Annotated in this window: 16 protein-coding genes; 12 read left to right on the top strand and 4 right to left on the bottom strand. The window is 63.0% G+C overall.

Translation table 11 applies throughout. From position 1 onward, the window contains the following. Positions 1-887: 887 nt before the first annotated feature. Entirely contained in the window at positions 888-1130 is a 243-nt protein-coding gene (locus OXM57_05150; GenBank protein MDE0352055.1) for a hypothetical protein, read from the bottom strand. Positions 1131-2175: 1045 nt separating this feature from the next. Between OXM57_05150 and OXM57_05145 the strand changes: the two genes are divergently transcribed. The 3 genes from OXM57_05145 to OXM57_05135 are packed head-to-tail and all read left to right on the top strand — an operon-like array spanning position 2176 to position 7692. Further along, positions 2176-5148: a DEAD/DEAH box helicase family protein gene (locus OXM57_05145; protein MDE0352054.1), complete on the top strand. Its 2973-nt coding sequence runs from the start codon at positions 2176-2178 to the stop codon at positions 5146-5148. A 1-nt stretch (position 5149) separates the two neighbouring features. After that, entirely contained in the window at positions 5150-6754 is a 1605-nt protein-coding gene (locus tag OXM57_05140; GenBank protein ID MDE0352053.1) for a site-specific DNA-methyltransferase, read from the top strand. Then, entirely contained in the window at positions 6709-7692 is a 984-nt protein-coding gene (locus OXM57_05135; GenBank protein MDE0352052.1) for a hypothetical protein, read from the top strand. The genes OXM57_05140 and OXM57_05135 overlap by 46 nt, the downstream gene beginning before the upstream one ends. 383 nt (positions 7693-8075) lie before the next feature. Here the strand turns inward: OXM57_05135 and OXM57_05130 are convergent, their stop codons facing one another. Further along, a complete protein-coding gene (locus tag OXM57_05130) occupies positions 8076-8642 on the bottom strand; it encodes an S-layer homology domain-containing protein (protein MDE0352051.1) in 567 nt (188 codons plus the stop codon). Positions 8643-8931: 289 nt separating this feature from the next. On the opposite strand from OXM57_05130, the gene OXM57_05125 reads away from it, so the two are divergent. Both OXM57_05125 and OXM57_05120 read left to right on the top strand, forming a co-directional pair. Next, the gene (locus OXM57_05125) at positions 8932-9069 is read left to right on the top strand and encodes a hypothetical protein (protein ID MDE0352050.1); all 138 of its coding nucleotides are present in this window, start codon (positions 8932-8934) and stop codon (positions 9067-9069) included. Then, on the top strand, positions 9069-9218 hold the full coding sequence (locus OXM57_05120; GenBank protein ID MDE0352049.1) for a hypothetical protein: 150 nt from the start codon (positions 9069-9071) through the stop codon (positions 9216-9218). Before OXM57_05125 ends, OXM57_05120 begins: the two co-directional genes overlap by 1 nt. Positions 9219-9811: 593 nt before the next feature. Here the strand turns inward: OXM57_05120 and OXM57_05115 are convergent. Further along, positions 9812-10801, bottom strand: coding sequence for an IS1595 family transposase (locus tag OXM57_05115; GenBank protein MDE0352048.1), 990 nt, complete (start codon positions 10799-10801; stop codon positions 9812-9814). A gap of 54 nt (positions 10802-10855) precedes the next feature. Beyond that, positions 10856-12769, bottom strand: a complete 1914-nt coding sequence (locus OXM57_05110) for a fibronectin type III domain-containing protein (GenBank protein ID MDE0352047.1) — start codon at positions 12767-12769, stop codon at positions 10856-10858. Between the two features lie 721 nt (positions 12770-13490). Here OXM57_05110 and OXM57_05105 point away from each other — a divergent pair. The 7 genes from OXM57_05105 (at position 13491) to OXM57_05075 (ending at position 18959) form a co-directional block, all read left to right on the top strand. Then, positions 13491-14192: a hypothetical protein gene (locus tag OXM57_05105; GenBank protein ID MDE0352046.1), complete on the top strand. Its 702-nt coding sequence runs from the start codon at positions 13491-13493 to the stop codon at positions 14190-14192. Then, positions 14189-14626, top strand: coding sequence for a helix-turn-helix transcriptional regulator (locus OXM57_05100; protein ID MDE0352045.1), 438 nt, complete (start codon positions 14189-14191; stop codon positions 14624-14626). Before OXM57_05105 ends, OXM57_05100 begins: the two co-directional genes overlap by 4 nt. Positions 14627-15273: 647 nt before the next feature. Next, on the top strand, positions 15274-15402 hold the full coding sequence (locus OXM57_05095; protein ID MDE0352044.1) for a hypothetical protein: 129 nt from the start codon (positions 15274-15276) through the stop codon (positions 15400-15402). A 31-nt stretch (positions 15403-15433) separates the two neighbouring features. Further along, a complete protein-coding gene (locus tag OXM57_05090) occupies positions 15434-15682 on the top strand; it encodes a DUF433 domain-containing protein (GenBank protein ID MDE0352043.1) in 249 nt (82 codons plus the stop codon). A 6-nt stretch (positions 15683-15688) separates the two neighbouring features. Further along, the gene (locus OXM57_05085; GenBank protein ID MDE0352042.1) at positions 15689-16063 is read left to right on the top strand and encodes a DUF5615 family PIN-like protein; all 375 of its coding nucleotides are present in this window, start codon (positions 15689-15691) and stop codon (positions 16061-16063) included. A 1605-nt stretch (positions 16064-17668) separates the two neighbouring features. Further along, positions 17669-18400: a hypothetical protein gene (locus OXM57_05080; protein MDE0352041.1), complete on the top strand. Its 732-nt coding sequence runs from the start codon at positions 17669-17671 to the stop codon at positions 18398-18400. A 430-nt stretch (positions 18401-18830) separates the two neighbouring features. After that, positions 18831-18959 (top strand): hypothetical protein, encoded by a 129-nt coding sequence (locus OXM57_05075; GenBank protein MDE0352040.1) that lies wholly within the window; start codon positions 18831-18833, stop codon positions 18957-18959. The last annotated feature ends 47 nt before the right edge of the window (positions 18960-19006 follow it).

Raw genomic sequence — 19006 nt, 5'->3', positions numbered from 1 at the left:
ATCGATATGGCATGAGACCCCTCCTTATCGCGGGTCAGCACACCACCAATTCAAAAATGACGACTCCGGAAAACTGGGGTATCACCTCACTCTCCGGCAAACCCGGGGCAACTCCATACACCCTTTCCTCCCAGAGCCGACCAAAACGGCCCCAGGGTCATCGAAAACTACGGAACCACCGCGCAATTTTCGACCGGCCAGAAGTGCTCAGTATTCACCCGACGTTGACACGAGGAGCGTCCGGCGGTTGTGGGGAGTGGGACATGTGTCCCGGTGAGCGAGTCGGGGTGTTCTATGTTGATGGGGGAGGGGTGGTGGCGGTCGCGCATGCGGTCGCGCTTCCGGTCGCGCATCCTTGTGACCTGGGGTTTTGTAGTCAGCTTGATGGAGCAGAAGCTCTGGGGGCAGCGATTGGGGGCTCGGCGGCACGGTGGCGGGCTGCGGCCCGTTGTGGTGGTGGGACATGTGTCCGGGTCACGAGGTCACCGAGGGGGACACATGTCCCTGCAGGCTTTGGGATAGCACCGCGGCCCGGCCGGCAGGTGTGGGCGGGGGAGGGGTGGCCAGCGTGCGGTGGTGGGGGCCTGCTAGCGAGGGGTTGGTCCGGAGCCCGGGGTGCGTTTAGGGTCGTCTACCTGGGGTTTTGTGCGCATCCGGTCGGCGAGGATGGGGGTGGGGTGCGGGTAGGGGAGGGCAGCGAAGCTGGTGGTGGGTTGGCCGGTGGGCGGGGCTGGAGCGGCGGGGTGGGTAGACAGGACACGGGGAGCCGGGGAAGGGGACGTATGTCCCTGTCGGGGTGGTCTGGGAGTGAGCCAAGTTTTCATTAAAATGAGGACATATGTCCCCATAGGGTGGGGGACGTATGTCCCTATGGACGTGAAATCCTGTCACGGCCGGTTACGGAGCAGGTTGGAGATCGCCGACTGGGAGCGGCCTACCAGTCTGGCGATCTCAGCCTGGCTGAATCGGTCGATACGGTGGAGAGTCGCCACTGCTTGATGGAGGCGCTCCCGTGCCCGGGCCCATTGTGTCTCGGCGGCGTCGAGCTGTTCGGCGGCGTCGATCGCGGCAAGCATGCGGAGGGTTTCGGCATTCTGCCGTGGCCGGACCTCTTCGCTGCTGTTGCTCATCTATCACCCCCTGATAGCCGGCTTACCAGCCCCCTAATATGGGGTTCGGCATTTTAATGAAAACTTGGCTCCGCCTCTCAACCCCAGTTGACTCCGCCTCTCAACCCCAGTTGACGCCCCGTGGAGGACATACGTCCCGTCCCCGATCCTGTCCTTCGTTCCCGTTCCTGTTCCCGTTCCCGTTCCCGTTCCCCCGTTCCCTCGTTCTCGTTCCCCAGGGGGTTCTGTCCATCTGCCCGATCGCTCCAGGCCCACCGGCTCTCTACGCACCCTCTTGGCTGTCCTCCCCTGCCCGCACTGCTGCTTCGACCTCATCCGAGGGGATTGTCTAAGAAACCCTGGTGTCGGTGCTCCTGGCCGCTGCCGTAGCCTGCCTCTCCACCGCCCGGAGGGCGGACCCACCCCGGCCAGACTGGTTGGCCACACGGCCCGGGATGTTGCCCCGAGCCCTGCCGGGGACGTGTTGCCCCTGAGCGGGCGCGGCCCGTGACAGATGCTCCCTCTCACAACAACGGGCCTCGCAGCGGCCAGCGCGCCTCCAAGCCTTGTCGGCACCGTCAGGGCCTCCTGCCCCGTCGGACTGCCATCGAAATCCCATTTCAGGGGGATGCGCGACCGCTGGGGGGTGGATGCGCGACCGGTCGCGCATGAGCGCGACCGCTGGGGGGTGGATCCGCGACCGGGCTGGGGGTTGTCTTGGGTATGTTCGATTACGACAACGAAGCCCTGACCGTCCCTGCATCGGTTGAGTGACACGACCCGGGATAGTTCGAAAGATTGAAGTGGACGGCCCGGCCCGAAATACGGACCTGGTATCGGCGAGGCCCTGTCTGTGACGGCGGATCTGTCTGTCAGGGTCACCGCCTGCGGGCTGCGCGACCGGGCTCGCCAGGTGGAGAGACGAAAAGGGGCGTACTGCCTGAGTCGGCGTCCGATCAGCCAGCGGAGTCGAAGGAGCTGTGGCGGGCTACGGGATCCTGCGGCTCCACGGTCGAGTCGGGTTGGGATCGGCTCGTGTCCGGGCGGCCCGGTACGCTGAGGCCCTATGAGCGGTAAACGGGCTGGAGCTCGGGCGGCGGGTGCCGAGGGTGTTGATGCCCGTACGCATCCGGTGATCAACACTCCCTATGAGGAGCCCGGCCATCATTGGGAGCTCGACGGCTACGGCCGGGCTGTCTCGGTCCGCCCGCCCAAGGTGGGCCGCCGGCCTTCGCACGGGATCCTCCCGGTTCCCAAACCCAAGAAGACCGAGCTGGGGCAGGGTGTGCTGGAGCTGAGTCGCGATGACATCAACGAGACCGTCGAGGAGATCCGGGTCCATTTACGTATCTGGCGGCGCGACCGCTGGGTGGGCGCGACGGGCGTGACCCGCCGCTTACTTGCCTACTGGACCCGCGACGGCCGACATATTCGGCCCTTTTTCGCCCAGATGGAGGCGGTCGAGACCGTGATATGGCTCACCGAGACCGACCGGGGGCGCCGCTACGCCCGGGATCGGATCGCCCCCTTATCCGAGGAGATGAACGAGGGCCTGGTTCGTTGGGCGGTCAAGATGGCCACCGGCTCGGGCAAGACCATGGTCATGGCCATGTTGGTGGTCTGGCACACCGTCAACGACACCCGCCGCTCGGCGACCAAGCGCAGAGGGCGGAATCCGTACACCAGCGCCTTTCTCGCCATCACTCCCGGTCATACGGTGCGGGAACGGCTCGGGGAACTGGCGCCGTCGCATCCGGGCAACATCTACGACCGCATGGACCTGGCGCCGCCCAACCTGCGGGCTCGGCTCAACCGCGCCTCGGTGGCCGTGGTCAACTTCCAGGCCTTCCAGCGCCGTGACCTCCTGTCCGGTGTGTCGGGCGACGGCAGGAGGGTCCTGGACCCTGAGGGTGAATCCGGGGTCGAGGACGCCGCGGTGATGCTCGACCGGGTGCTGCGCGGCCTGGCGGGCCGGGACCGGCTACTGGTGCTCAATGACGAGGCCCACCACTGCTACAACCCTTCGCTCGCGAAAGGCAGCAGGGAGGACGACAAGGTGGCCGGGGTGTGGTTCAACGCCATCCGGGATCTTCACCGCGAGGGGCGTCTGCTGGCTGTCTGCGACTTCTCTGCAACGCCCATGTTCATCAGCACGGCGGCCAGGAAGCACGGCGGCGAGTTGTTCCCGTGGGTGGTGTCCGACTTCCCGCTGATGGAGGCCATCGAATCCGGGCTGGTCAAGATACCCCGGCTCCCGGTCGACGACGACGCCGAGAGCTTCGACGTCAAATGGCGGGCCATCTACGCCAACGCCAAACCCAAGAAGGTCACCCGCGAGGAGCTGCCCGGACTCCTCGAGGACGCTCTCACCTCGCTCCAGGCGGATTGGTGGCTCGAATGGGAGAGGTGGCGGAAGGCGGGTCGGCGCACCCCTCCGGTGTTCATCGTGGTGGCCAATAGCATCCCCAACGCCCGAGCGCTCTATGAGTACATCGGCGGCTACGAGCGAACGGACGAGTCGGGCCGGACAGAGTACGTGCGCGGCGCGCTGGCGGAGTTCTCGAACGTGGAGCATGACGGAACCGGGTGGAAGGAGACTCCGGTGACGCTGCTCATGCATTCCAAGCTGGACAGCGAGGACAAGATAACCGGAGCGCTCGCCAAACTGGTCAAGGCGCAAGCCACCCGGCTGGCTGCCATCCGCCGTGGCGCCTGTGCTACGGATGACATCTCGCTGCTGCGGAACGTCCTGAACACCGTCGGGCGCGAGGGCGAGCCAGGAGAGCACATCCGCTGCGTCATCTCGGTGTCGATGCTCACCGAGGGCTGGGACACCCGCACCGTCACCCATGTGCTCGGCTACCGCGCCTTCAGCACCCAGCTGCTGTGTGAACAGGTCACCGGCCGAGCACTGCGCCGTACCGACTACGAGAGCTTCGACTCCGCCGGACGGCTCACGCCCGAGTACTCCCAGGTGCTGGGCATACCGTTCGACTTCATGCCCGCCGGCGATCCCGGAACACGCTCCACCCCCAACCCTCCCTACACCGTCCGTACCCTCCCCGACCGGGCCGAGCGGCGGATCGAGCTGCCACGGCTGGCGGGCTACGCCTGGCGACCCGCCGCCAACCGGATCGAGCTCGATCCCTCCAAGGTGCAGCCCTACAGAGCGTCGGTGCTCGACTGTCCCACGATGGTCGAGATGGAAGGCGTGGCCGGCGAGCCCGAGCTGGTCGGCATCGACGACGTGCGGTTCCAGCAGGCCGCCTGGCGGCTGGCCGCGGCCTGCGCCAGCCGCGTGATCGAGGACAACGAAGACGGGGCTGTCTACGCCAAGGGCCGGCTCTTCGCCGATCTCCGCCGGGCCGTGTCCACCTGGCTGCGCCATCCCGACGTGCATTGCCCGGACCCTCGTGTCGTGCTCCAGACGCCGCATCTCGAGGACGTGGTGGGCCAGGTTCTCGACGCCTGCTCGGACGGTTCGGAGGGCGCCCGCCTGGTCGGTGTGTTCGACTCGGACGGTCCTATCACCCTCGACACCTCTGCCGTCGATTTCGAGACCACGCTGTCCGCCCGCTACCCGGCCGACGGCGGCCGCCGCGGCGACTCCCGACGGTCGGAGCTCAACATCGCCGCCTGCCACAGCCACCTCGAGGCCGCCGTCGCCGGGATGCTCGACGCGGACTTCGACGATGTGGAGGCGTGGGTTCGGAACTTCCGCCTCGGATGGGACATCCCCTACCTGGACGACGGGGTGTGGCGCAGCTACGAGCCCGACTTCGTCGCCCGCGTCCGCGACCGGGACGGCGATCCGGTCCACCTGATAGTGGAATGCAAGGGCATGCCCGACGAGGAGTCGGAGACCAAGGCCCGCTACTTGACCGACTGGTGGATCCCGGCCGTGGCCGGCTCGCCCCAGGTCCCGGCCCGCCTCCGCAGATGGAGGTTCCTCGAGATCACCGACACCGCGCTCGGACACCACCTCCTGGCGGACGAGATCAAACGCACAACCCGATCCACCACGACGGAGAGCAACTGACATGGCCAAGAAGAACAAGCCGGCGTCCACCGTCCACTACACCCACCACAGCGCCGAGCGGACCAACATTCCCACGTCCGAGACCCAGGCGCTCCTGCCCGACGAGGACCAGCGACCCCAGACCTGGACCACCCGGCGCCGCAAGGGAGAGCCGCCCACCCTCGCCTGGGACCGCCGCCGCAGGCCGGACGAGTTCGACGCCTACCCGCTCTACATCCGCGAGAAGGTCCATCCGGGAGCGTTCGTGGAATCCCTCCGGTCGGCCGCTCCCGACCAGATGGGCCTGTTCGAGGACTTCAACGGCCTGCCCCCCGACGCCTCCTACGAGTGGTACCGCCACACAGGCAACTGGCAGAACCGTCTCATCCACGGCGAGTCCGCCCGCGTCATGGCCTCACTCGCCCAGCGCGAGGGCCTGGCCGGACAGGTGCAGATGATCTTCTTCGATCCACCCTACGGAATCGGGTTCAAATCGAACTTCCAAGTGGCCGTGCGTCAGCGCGAGACCGACGAGAACCGCAAGGGCCTGCCCGCCGACCCCAAGATGATCCGAGCCTTCCGCGACACCTACGAGCGGGGCATAGACAGCTACCTCGACCAGATGATCGAGAAGCTCACCCTGGCCCGCGACCTCCTCACCGAGTCGGGTTCGATCTTCGTCCAGATCGGCGACGAGAACGTCCACCGCATGGCCGTCCTCCTCGACGAAGTCTTCGGCCACGAGAACCGGGTAGCCACCATCCCCTTTGCCACAACGAGCGGGTCCTCCGCCAAGACCTTGCCTAGTGTGGCCGACTTCTTGCTCTGGTACGCGAAAGACCGCTCAATGGTCAAATACCGGCAACTGTACGAGCCCTTGACACGGACAGAGAAGATTGAACTGATGACATGGCACGTCATGGTCGAATTGGCAAGTGGCACCACTCGAAAGCTGACCGAGGAAGAACGTACGAATCCCGATCTTCTACCCAAAGGGGCACGGCTTTACCGCCGCACGGCGCTCACATCCCAGGGTCGTTCCGTCACAGGCAGGTCCGAACCCTATGCATGGAACGATGTTACCTACGCTTGTCCTGCCGCCCGGCATTGGGTAGTTTCGATGGAGGGTCTGGACCGACTGGCTGAACTAGGTCGGCTCGACAGCCCCGGCCCAGGTTCCGACCTTAGCTGGAAGCGTTATGAGGATGAGATACCAGGCCGACGAATCAACAACATCTGGCATCGCCAGCGCTTCCCCTCGGACAAGCGCTATGTTGTGCAGACTTCCGGCCGCATTATCGAGCGCTGCCTACTCATGGCCACCGACCCGGGAGATCTGGTACTTGACCCGACCTGCGGGTCCGGTACCACGGCTCAGATGGCGGAGAAATGGGGTCGCCGCTGGATCACCTGCGACACATCCGCCGTGGCGGTAGCAGTGGCCCGTCAACGTTCAACTACTACTATACACCCATTTTATCAGATCAGATCAGAACAGAACAGAACAGAACAGAACAGAACAGTTATAATTTTAGCAGTTCTGATCCTGCGGCAGGGTTCATCTACGAGAAGGTCCGCCATGTGTCGGCGGCCCGTCTCGCCTACGACCTACCGCCCGAGTACATAGAGCTGGTCGACCGTCCGGAGCAGACCAAGAAGGTGGTACGGGTCTGCTCGCCGTTCACGGTCGAGTCCGAGACACCCTACGCCTACATACCGCTCTCCCGGATCGACGAGAGCGACGAGGCGCGGTCGCAACAGGCCACCGCGTCGGGCGCCTTCGTGGAGCGGGTGATCGACACCCTGCTCCGGACCGGGATCAACGACACGCTGAACGAAAGGACCATCGAGGTCCACGAGATCGAGCCGTGGCCCGGCAGACCCGGCAGCCTGGTCACCCACAAGGCCCGCTGCTCGGGCATAGGGCGGCCCGAACAGGAAGCCGCCGTGATGATCGCCGCGGAGGACGTGACGGTCACCCCGGCAATGCTCACCGCCGCAGCTGCCGCAGCCCCCCGCCAGATCCACGGCGCGCAGATGCTGGTCGCCGCCGCGTACTCGTTCGACCCGTCCACCACCGACGACACCCGGATCGGCCGGGTGCGCGTGCTACGGGTCCTGATGAACCGCGACCTCCAGATCCGCGAGTTGGATCCCGACCGCCGTTCCGAGGCGTTCGTCATGCTGGCCGAACCCGACCTCGAGATCACGACCAACCCCGACGGTCAGCTCCAGGTGGAGCTACGCGGTTTCGATACCTTCAACCCCCGAACCGGAGGCCTCAACAGCGGCACAGCAAGCGACGTGGCCTGCTGGATGATCGACACCGACCACGACGGCCACAGCTTCTTCGCCCGCCGCATCCATTTCCCCAACGCCGCTAACGACCGCCAGATCAAACGCCTCCGCAAAGCCCTCGGCCGAGGCATCGACCAACTCCGATGGGACGCCACCTTCTCCACCAAATCCGCCCCCTTTCCACCCCCCAAGAACGGCCAGATCGCGGTGAAGATCATCACCGAAACCGGCATAGAACAGACCGTCACACGACAGGCTCCGGGTTGACAGTCCCCGCCATCGAGCCACCTGCGACACGCGAACTCGTTCCCACTCAAGGACCAACGTTGGATGGGCCGTGTTGGAGTACGCCGCTCCGCTGCGCACCGACTCAGTTGATGGAGCCTGTTCGGTCGGTCAGCACCGTGGCCATGCGCCGAGATGGGGAGAAGTTGCCCCGCGATCAAACAAGAAGCTTGGTTCTTCACACGGCCACAGCACGGGAATTGAGGTCCCGAGGAACTGAAGGCATCGAGACCCCCCGGGGCAGAACATCGGGGGGATGCGGCCGGTCAATCCCCATGCCGCACCGCTCCTGGACAAGTGGGAAGGGGATTGTCGCCTCTGGAGAGGAACGCTCGGGACGGGGGTGTGTCGGTGTGGGGCTTTGATCAGTCGGGGGTTTGGAGGGCGCGGGTGAGGAATGTGGCGAGTTGGTCGTGGCGTACGGGTTCTTTCGGGCAGTAGTTGTGGCCTGGTGTCTTGTTGCAACCTTGGGTAACGCCGGCGGCGAGGATGCCTTCCACTGCGGCGGCGTAGGACACGTCGGCGGGTACGTCGTCGAAGACTCCGGTGGGTGTTTCCACTGGGGCCAGTCCGTCGAAGGCGCGGGTTAGGAACAAGGCCATGTGGGCTCGTGTTACGGGTTCTTTGGGTCGGAAGGTTCCGTCTGAGTAGCCGGTGGTGATCTCGAGTTCTGCTAGGCGTTCCACATATGGCCGGTACCAGGAGTCGTCGGGTACGTCGGTGAAGCGGGACGGTCCCGATGTGGGGCTGCCGGTTTCGCCTAGAGCGAGTATGAGGAAGGTGGCCATCTGGGCTCGCGTGACGGGCTGGTCGGGGCAGTACAGGTTGAGGTCGGGTTCGCAACCGTTGGTGATGCCCCGGTCGGCGATGAACTCGATGCTCTCCTCGTGGATGTTGCCATCATCGTCCGCGAAGGGGATTATATAGGACACTAGGCGGAAAAAATCTCATCTCACCGTACATATACACCGTGAGCAGGGGAGATGTCTAGTGGTAACGTTGGTCAGACTCCCGACCACCCGACATCTAGGGGAAGGCCGGAAGCCTGACCTTCTCCATCCTACATCCCCTCTTCCCGCGCTAGGCTGATCCCAGCCATCAACACCGACATTGCTCAACCGGCCTCGTGAAGGTGACTGTGCATCTGCATGGTCCCTTCGGTCGGTTGAGTCTCTGGTGTTGATGGCTTGATGCCAGTCACCCGACCAGAAGGGACCGCCTATGTACGAGAAACCCTCTGACGAGTTCAAGGGCTGGTTCGCCAGTACCATGGGACTGATCCTGGGAATCGTGGCATCCGTAGTCGTGGTGGTAGGCGGGATCATCCTATTGATCACGATCCTGTCAAGGATCCTCTGATGCGGCTCTATGAAAGCATCCGATTCCGTCGTCGGCGCAAGGCCGGACCTATCAAACGCTTCGCCCGAACCGCCGTAATCCTCGGAGCGCTGGCGGCAACCACCGTAGTGCTTCTGATCGTCCTGGTAGTGCTTCTGATCGCGCGCTGAATGGGTGCTAGAGTCGCGAAGTGGGACGGGAACCCGATCCACTCAAACAACGGAAAGCCGTATCTGGGCCAACCGTTGGGATCGGGTCTCCCGTCACCCAGCCTCTACCCGACTCGGCGATCCCGTCTCATGAATCGCTTGTCGTTCGAGTAGAACAGAGCCCTGGCCAGTTCCTCCGCCGACCTCGGCTCTGGTGTTCTCGGCGGCTCGAAAGCTCGCCGTGGATGAGGATCTCTGCCTCTTGGACAGCCACAACCCGGGAAATGATCATGGCTCTTCGGTCCAGGCATCGGAATCCTTCCTGTGTATAGGACCATACACCAAGAGCATACCACCAATTTCTCGTCGAAAAATGCGGACAGAAAAAATTCGCGCGAATTATCTCCGAGAAGAGGAATCATAAACGATAGACGCCGTAAACTGCTCTTGTAATTCTGCCAACAACCACGGGCCTACCAAGAACATGAAACCCACAACGGCTAACAGAACAAGCAGGAGACCCATGAAGCAACCTCCGACAGCGGCCATCACCACGTCGAAGGCATCTACCTCATGTCGAACCTCGATCACATAGTCCGGCTCGCGCTCCTCGCTCATGTCGAACGCTTAGGACCGCATACCTGCGGTCCCTCGATCAGGTCGGCGTAGCGCAACCTCCGGCCCTCCATCGCCTTGGCGAGAGCGGCCATCTGGTCGATGGTATCCAGATCCCTGACGTTGTGACGGGCGCAGAACTCTGCCACATAGCGCTTCAGATGCTTGAAACTCATCTTGTGATAGGTCCCGTGGTACCCGCGCTTGAGCATCGACCAGAAGCTCTCCACCCCCTGGGTATGCACGTCTCCGCGGACGTACTCCCCTACCCGATGACGGACCACCTGATGATCCAGATCGTGAGCCATGCTGACACCCTGATACGCCGGAGCCCCATCCGTATACAGCGTCCCGCCTCTCCGGACGTGAGTACCGATGAAACCGAACAGGGTCGGCCCGGACGCATCCTCCACTACCCTGGCCACTACCTTTCCGTCCTCACGGCTCTTGGCTCCGACCACCGCGGCCTTGCCGCTAGGACCTCCCCCTACCCCCCTGCGCTTGGAGCGTGGTTTGTTCTTCTCCAGACCGCCGATGTAGGTCTCATCGACCTCCACAGACCCTTCGAGGAATCCGTCCCCCACGGCGTTGTCCCACCCCTCGCGAATGCGGCCCAACATGAACCAGGCCGTCTTCTGGGTGATCCCCAGGTCCCGGTGGAGCTTCATGCTGCTCACGCCCTTGAGGTTCGTAGTACAGAGGTAAAGAGCGATCACCCACTTCCGTAGCGGGAGCTTGGATGATTCCATGACCGTCCCGGTCCTGACCGAGAAGTACTTCCGACAAGAGCTACAGCGATATGGCATCGGCCTCCCGCTCTCCACAACGTCCGTCTCGTCAGAGCCGCAACGTGGGCACCACTTGGTACCGTCCGGCCAACGGATGGTCTCGAACCAGTCGATGGCCGAGCCCTCGTCCGGGAACATCTCGAAGATCTCAAAGAGGCTGATGCCCTCCCGATCCGCTCTTCCTGGTGCGTTGACTCCCATGCCGGTTTCTCCCGCTCGATGTACCATCGAGTATACAGGAGTTTCCGCTAGCTGTCAAGTATTGTATATAATCCCCTCCGCGAACGTCCCGACATGAGGACTGCGGACCCATACCCGGAACCGGTCCCCGACCCGTTCGGTGACCTCGACCTGGAAACCTTCGACGGTCAGTTGATCACCGGGGCCGTATATGTGGTCGGTCAGTTCGTAGACCTCTTGATCGTTGTCCGGAGGCGGCGGGACCTGCCGGGTACGCCGGTAGGTGCCGGTGCAGGTGAGCCGATCCGGGTTGGCCGGTGGGGATTCGGGTGTGCAGGCCGTGGCGCGCTGGTCGATTAGGTAGACCTCGACACCTTCGGCGGGTATGCCGGCGTCGTAGCCCGAGGCCACCCGAGCACCCAATGAGACGAAGTGCCCGGTGTCTCCGGTGGGTAGGACCAGCATTTGTGTGCCGGAGATGCCGACGGGAGCCAGAACGTAGCTGGCGATTCCACCCTCGTGTACAGCCACATCGCCGGGGGGGATCCAGCCCGCCGCGTACCTGTTGACCGCAATAGTGCCGGCTACCAGCCCATTCCGTTGTAGTTCCCATCCCGGTGGGCTGCCACTGATCAAGTCCATGGGGTTGTCGTACTCATCGACATAAATGTCGATCTCGAGGAGCGCTTCGCTGGTCTCGGACCGGTTACCGCCGAACGAGTGGGGCCATCCCAGCGCATGGCCGATCTCGTGGGCCACGACATCCAGGTGGACATGGCCCGGGTACTGGCAGTCGGAACAGTAAGCCGAGACGGGCAACACAGTCCCCGCCGTCAGATGAACGGAACGACTGTTGTCGGGGAACGTCCCGGCCGACACCGTCCACATCCCATCAATATACGAACTGTGCCGCCACCCGACCCCTCCCGAGCTGACATCCACGTCCTTGTCGAGAACGATCACCGCTCCCTGCGTGCCGCCTTCGGAGACTTCCGCCACCCGGTCCTCGCACTCGTAATCACCGGCACGCTGCGATGAGTGGGCGGGGTCGGCCTCAACAACGCCACGGGCGACGAACTCAGGCAGGTACCAGCCGCCGGACAGCCAAGAGAAATACGGGGTGATCTCCCGGTTCAGCAGCCCGGCGACATCCGCCGCATCAACCGGCAGGTCGCCGTCCGCCACGTCGCACACCCACACCCCCCAGACGTCGGTGCCGAGTGAGTACGACCTGGCGAAACGGTGATCTGCGATCAACCCCAACGGGCCGTGATCATCACCATTAGCGGTCCCCCACACCGAAGCGAACAACCCACGCCCGGCCTCGTTCACTGCCCCAACTATCACCTCGTACCGCTGGTAGTCCAAGAGACCGGCGATCCGGTATCTACGTGCGTCCGGACCCAGAATGTCCCCTGCCCTGGTCCACAACACGTTGCGCGCTTCCTCCGAAGTCTCAGTCGAGCGATCCTGTTCAAGTACGTACCAGACCTCGTAGCCAGTTACCGCAGACCCGCCATCATCAACCGGGGGTTCCCACTCCACCGTCACCGAGCCCCGTCCTCCAGCGCTCACGATTGCTGCGACGGGCGCATCTGGTAGCCGCACCCCAGGCACCATCCCACCCGGCCGGGCCAGCACCGAATCATCAGACCACCGAAGTTCCCCGTCGCCATACACGGCCACGACGGTGAACTCGTACCAGACACCATCGGCCAGCCGTGGCACCCGAGCCCGCCGAGAATCTGAGCCCACATAACTCTCATCCCAGTAGTACCACCAATGCGCCTCAACCGGCTGGCTGCCACTCTCCGCCGCCGCCAAACGGTAATAAACCTGGTAGCCATCTGGATCCGGCCGGCCCTCAGGCACATCCCACGCCACCGTCACCGATCCCTCCCCCCCGGCGACCACTCGAACATTCACCGGCCGGGCCGGCCCCTCGGACTCATCAGACTCAGCCGCCGCCCCAGACGACAACCCGAACATCACAGCAGCCACGACAAACACAAAGGCCGCCATCCTGCGAAACCCGGAACGGTTCATGGCTGTCTCAGTTCAGATCGTGCCACAACCAAAAGGACAGAAAAACCAGATCAGGTGACAGTCCGTGCCACGTGTGCCGATTGGTGCTGTGACGGCGATCACTGAAATTCACAGAAGCATCCTACTTTCCGAAGAACCGCTTACCATCGACGAGCTCCTCGCACGAGCCGAGGTGAGTGGAGTCCATTCTTGTGGTGCCAGGGTTACGGCCCCGGCCTTCGTTGAGGGACGCAGATGATCTCAGGTCAGCTTGTTGCGCCGTCGCGACCGGTGATTGCTCATCGAGATCGGCTGACGTACCGGCTCCAGGCTTCTGAAAGCCGCCCGTTGACGTAACACTGCAAGTCACACCTCACTACTCAGAACCCGCCTGACCTGGGGAAACACTGTGTTTGGGCCTCAGGGGTTCGGGGTGCTTCTTGTAAACCAAGCTTGGGCAGTGGAGCCTCGCATAGCCCTGTATCCACTGCGGAGCTTGGGCCGGCAAGATCAAGACCCCCTCGCTAGCTTGTGTCCGTTGATCGATCCGCGAGCTGGCACGGAACTCGGCGATCACAACGGTCACGTCCAGGGATGTGGTGTAAGGGTGGGGTTCCGCGCCGCGGGTTGGGAGGTCAGGGGTGTGCGCAGATGAGGCGGTGTCTTATCGGTTATGATAAGGCGGATGAGTCAGGTGAGCGGTGAGATCAGTCCGATGTTGCGGCGGGTGCTGTATTCGGCGGCGCGTCTGCAGTCTGTGGTTCCCGATGCTGTGCTGGTGGGAGGATCGGCCGCGGCGTTGTATGCCGGTCATCGTCACTCTGTGGATCATGACCATGTTCTGGCTGATCTCGTTGACCGTTACGAGGCGGTGCTGGAGGCGGTGGAGGCGACTGAGGGGTGGGCTACGTCGGTGCGTGCTTCCAAGCCGCCGTTCACGATCATGGGAAGCCTTTATGGTGTCGAGGCGGGGCTCCGCCAGTTGCGCCGGCGCAGGCCGCTGGAAACTGTCGAGGTGTCTGTCGGTCCCGATGCGGTGGTGGTGGCGCCGACGGCGGCGGAGGCTCTGCGGGTGAAGGCATTTTTGGTGGTGCAGCGCAGTGTGGTGCGCGACTTCATAGACGTAGTCGCTCTTGTGGACCATATGGGCGCTGACGCGGCCCAGGGCGCGTTGTCGGGTATCGACGACTATTACCTCGACCGTTCCGAAGATCCGGGGTCGGTGCTGACCTCGCTGGTGGTTGCGCTGGCTGAGCCGTCGCCGCGCGACGCCGACGTGGTAAACGAACTGTCCCGCTACAAGGGCCTCGACCCGCGCTGGCATCGCTGGTCGGATGTGGTGGAGGCCTCCCAGGCACTCGCCCTGCGATTGAGCGGCGCCGCATGAGCGGCCTGTCGTTCCGCAATGTCGACGCCCACCCGTCCGACGACGTCAGGACCTGGCCCTACGAGGCGTTGGTGACCGCGATAGACCGCGGACTGGTCCCCGACTGGCAGCCCGTCTTCGCGGAGATCCGGCGATCGCCGTGGGGTACGGTGGCCCGACGCGTCGAGCGCTACCTCGGCTACCGCAACCCCGACGGAACAAGCACGCTCTTCGCGTTGGCGATACGGCGCGCCCGCACCGAAACCGAACGCGACGACCGGGCAAAGGTAGCGGCCCGCGTCCGGGCCGCACTAGCGTCCGCGGGAACCACCCAGGGAGAATTCGCGTCGTCGGTGGGCACCAGCCCGTCCCGGCTCAGCACCTACCTCAACGGCAAAGTCACCCCCTCGGCGGCGATGCTCATCCGCATCGAACGCACCGCAGCCAAACGCTAGCCAACCCATGCCACTGACCAACCGAGCGTTGCGGACGAGGGCACTCCAAGCGTTAGGAGATGACCATACGCTTTCGGAGGTCCAGCCCCTCAGGCGCACCACGAGGACGGCATCTGCGTCTGGCGAAGGAGTCGTGGGAACCGGCGCCGCCCGGTTTGACCTGTAGGAAGGTGCCGAGAAAGATGGGGTATGGGCTTCTGATGTCGGTTTCCACGCCGCCTGCTTGTGACGGTTCTCGCCTTGTTTTGGGCGGGTGGGGTTGTAAATCGTGGGCAGTAGGCTGCGTCGGTCTGAGTCGCCCGGTTTTCCCCTCAATCAGTGTCCATTCTGGCGGGCCAACTCCACTTCAGCGTCAACAGCAGTTCCCGTGTTGAGGTAGACATCGCGTACGCTGTAAGCCTCAGTCCGACCAGTGTCTGGGAAACCGGCTTCTCGGGCTTGCATTGATGAACCAGTGAGAGAGGCACAGCTGTTGGCGGACAAGACCCGAATCTGTGAAGGTCAGGTTCTGACGGGCCCGCTGTTCAGCGAGTTGATGCGTGTGGAGACGGTTCAGGCAGACGGTCTCGGCTCTGTGGTTGCTGGCCTTATCGGGCTGCGCACGGAGCTATTCCGTCGCGTCACTCCGCAGCTAGGCGTTACGCAACTTGCTGCAGGTAGAAAACGAGCGAGGCCCCGACTTCCTGTGTCTCGCCAACGTGCTGATCGCCCTCTACCCCCGCGGCAGGGAGGAGAAGCGCCTGCTGGATGCGATGCTGCTGGCGGCCCGAGGCTGAGTCTGTTTTGCCGAGATAGGAGGACTGGATCATGAAAAACGAAAGAGAGCTGCTGGACCGCATCACGGTGCGGCCTGAGGTGTTCGGTGGGAAACCCATCATCAGGGACATGCGTATTGCTGTGGAGCATGTTCTAGGGATGCTCGCGGCCGGGGAGACAGCCGCAACCATCTTGCGGGAGTACACGTTCCTCGAAGCGGAGGACATCCAGGCCTGTCTGGTATTTGCCCACCGATCGCTGGCCGGCGAGCAGGTGCACGAGCGCTTGGCGGTGCGGTAGCCGGCCATGAGGTTCCTGCTCGACGTATGCGCGTCATCCCGAGCCATGAGGGCGATGCTGGCCAGCCGGAGCCACGATGTGTCAACGGTCGCGGACCGGGACCTGAACGCTTCTGACGTAGAAGTGCTCGCCGTGGCGTTGGAGGAGGGGCGGGTGCTGATCACCGAGGACAAGGACTTCGGCGAGTTGGTATTCGTGCGCGGGCTGGCACACTCCGGCATCATCCGGTTCGTTGACATGCGGGTTGAAGAGAAGGTGTCGGCGATGAGAAGTCTTCTCGAGCACGAGGCCGATGCGATTCGTGAAGGAGCCTTGATCGTGGTGACCCGGAGTCGCGTGCGAGTGCGTCGAGGGCGGCATCTAGAGAGAGGTGATGGTTGATGACACCCTGGTACAAGGTCGTTACCCTCCGAGAGGAGGTCCGTGAAGGGTGCTCCTTCAGCCTGGACGAGTTTGCCATCGCCTTGGCGTAGATGCTAGGCAGGACCGCTCCCCGGGACTACAGCGATCCGGTGCAGTTCTTCTCGCGCACATGCTTCACGCGCTCGTGATGGCCATCAGTTAAACGATGTCAATGTCGGTAAACGATGTTAATGCCGGTCGAAAGTTTCGCGGTTTGGGCCGGTTGAAACTGCGCGGTCTAGTGAGTTGGTTGGTGGGTTTCCACCAAAGCGGGGGACATCCATCTGTCACCGCTACACGAGCCTCGCCAGCCCCGCCCAGCCCGCATCCGCCTCCTCGAACCCGAACTACAACAACTCACCGAGGAGTCGCACTCCGAACCCAAATCAGTAGAACAGAACCCAACAACAGAGGCGACGCGGAACCCCTCATACACCACATCCGGTGGACGTGACCGAGAGCGGGAGCAGCCTGAGGGACAGGATACACCTAAATCACGTCTGGCCAGGTGTTTTGAACGGTCTGTTAATCCGTTGGTTGTGGGTTCAAGTCCCACCCCCGGAGCCCTATCCAAGGCATCTCGCTAGGTAGCTCATCAGTTCATGGCCAGCTACCCGTGGGTGATCTGCCGTCGCCGTCTAGCACTTCCGATCTGCATGCGAGTCCACGAGGTGTCTCAGACGGCGAGTCTTCTCCCTTCGGACCTGGGAGCTACCTCACCGGACGTTCGGCTGGCCTTTTCCTGTTGGGGCTGACCTTCTTCGTTCGAGAGATCGCCACGTCATGCACAGTGCCAGTCCTGCAGTAGCACGCAGAGTCGCCGCCTAGCGGTCAAAGACTCTCGCAGGGGTCGCCGTCACCGTCGCGGTCGTAGCGGCTAGGCGACCCGGCAGCCTCCCAAGCTCGTAGGAACTCGGACTTAGACCAACCTTCGTCGGCGGCCTGGCCGCATGTCCGTGGAAGGGGACGCCCTTGCGTCGTCGTGGTGGTCGGTCTGGTGGTGGTTGTGGTGGTCGGTCTGGTGGTCGTGGTTTGGGGCGTTGTGGTCGTGGTCGCAGGGGCCGTCGACGCCGTAGTTGTTGGGTCGTTGACCGAACCGCCGCAGGCCGCGATCAGAATCATCAGGCAGAGGACCGCCGCGTGCCCGATGCGCTTCACGTTGCGTTGATCTCCGGGAATTCGACGCTCAATGTTCGTGCAACACGTTTGTTGTTTGGTTCACTCCGTCGAGCACCCGTGACGACGCTGGTTCCAGTTCGGGGAGGCAGGTGGTCATGTCTTCCATGTTCGTTCGTTTGGCGTGCGTGGATGGGCTCGAGAAAACGTGTCGTACAGTCAAGGGCTGTTGTCGACTCAATCTGGGCAGGGACGAACATCAGATCTTCTTGCCCCTGTGCTCACTTGTTGCTCGACTGTACCACCCGCACGGCGCTGATTGATTGACGCTCGACATCGGACACGGGCTCGGTGGTGCCGCTAGAGACGCAAATGGAGAACGCGATGGTGTGTTGGGAAGACCCGGGGGCGCTACGAGACGGGCGGGGGGTTGGCCTAGTCTTCCCCCTGGTTTCCTAAGGGAGAAGCATGCTACGTAGGCGTAGAGAGAAGAAACGGCTGGCTGAGGCAGCCCGGCAACGTGTTGCCCTCGAGGAGGAAGCAGCCGACTTGCTCAGGAAGGCAGAGTCGAACGCCGAGTTGGCGGATCTGCTCAGTGACCCCGCGAGCATGTGGGATGAGGCGGATCCGGACTTGTCGGTCATTCCCAAGCGGGGCGAGGAGATTCTGTTTCAGCTGAGGGGGGTGGCTCTGGTGGAACTCCGGACCGTTACACGCTCTTACAAGGGCTCGTCGCACGGGATGAGCATTCGCATTGCCAAGGGTGTCTATTACAGGCCAGGTATGCACGCAGGGAAGATCACCGAGTCGTCTGAGGAGTGGAAGATCCTCGACAGTGGTGGCGCGATGGTGGTCTCCAACCAGCGGATCGTCTACTCAGGAAGCCGCTACTCCAGGGAGTTCCCGTTCGCGAAGCTGGTGTCGTGGGGAGTGGCGCTGGAAAGCAAACAGTTCACGATGCCGCTATACCTCATAACTCTGCCGGTGTCGTCCCGTGTGCGAACCTCCGCTGTTGCCTTCTCAGCGGCCGAGTCCGACGAACTCCGAGAGACCACGCTATCCGTGATCCAGTGCGCCATCGCTCTGTACACCGGAACTTACGAAGACTTCATGCGGCAGCTCCGGGATGACATCAAGGATATCCGATCGCAGAGCACCGAACTCAGGAACCAGGCCCTAGCTGTCAGCGTCGACCTCTGACTACCCGCCGCCCCGTCAAGTTCGGCCCACCCTCTGACGCCGAGAGTCGTTTCTCCCGCCAGCACCTGCCGCAGTTATGGAGAACGGACGGGTCTCGGGGGCGGACTGGCTGGGCATGACCATCCGGCCTTGATGCTGTTACCAGATCTGATGCTGTCGTCGCGTCTCCGTTCGCAATGTCTGTGCCGCATCCCCCGGCACAACACACACCCTAGGCACGATTTGAACTGCGCGTATCCTCCGCTTTCGGAGTGGTGCATGACTAGGTAGGAAGAACTTCGGTGATCAGAACTGGGGCAGCGGATCTCGGCAATGACTTCTGCCGCTGGAGTCGCCGAAAGTAGTTTGCTTGCCTATTAGCGGTATTAATCGAGAGGATTTAACTTTCGGCCAAGCAGTCTGCGAGATACAGGGTTATCCAGAAGTTCGAATGACCGAGCTCATCCGGGGCCTGGACAGCACCAACTCCAACAAACCGGAAGTGGGGGTCATCGATGTAGGGCGCGTCGGGCTCATGCGTGTCCTCAAGAATGTATCGGACAACACCAGCGCGTGTTGACGATCGTCGAGATTCCCCGGTCTCGATCAGTGAATTTCCCCACCCTG

It is taken from the genome of bacterium (assembly GCA_028820935.1).
Classification (GTDB): domain Bacteria; phylum Actinomycetota; class Acidimicrobiia; order Spongiisociales; family Spongiisociaceae; genus Spongiisocius.
The sequence above is the reverse complement of the archived record's forward strand: the minus strand, read 5'-3'. Positions and strand labels throughout refer to the sequence as shown.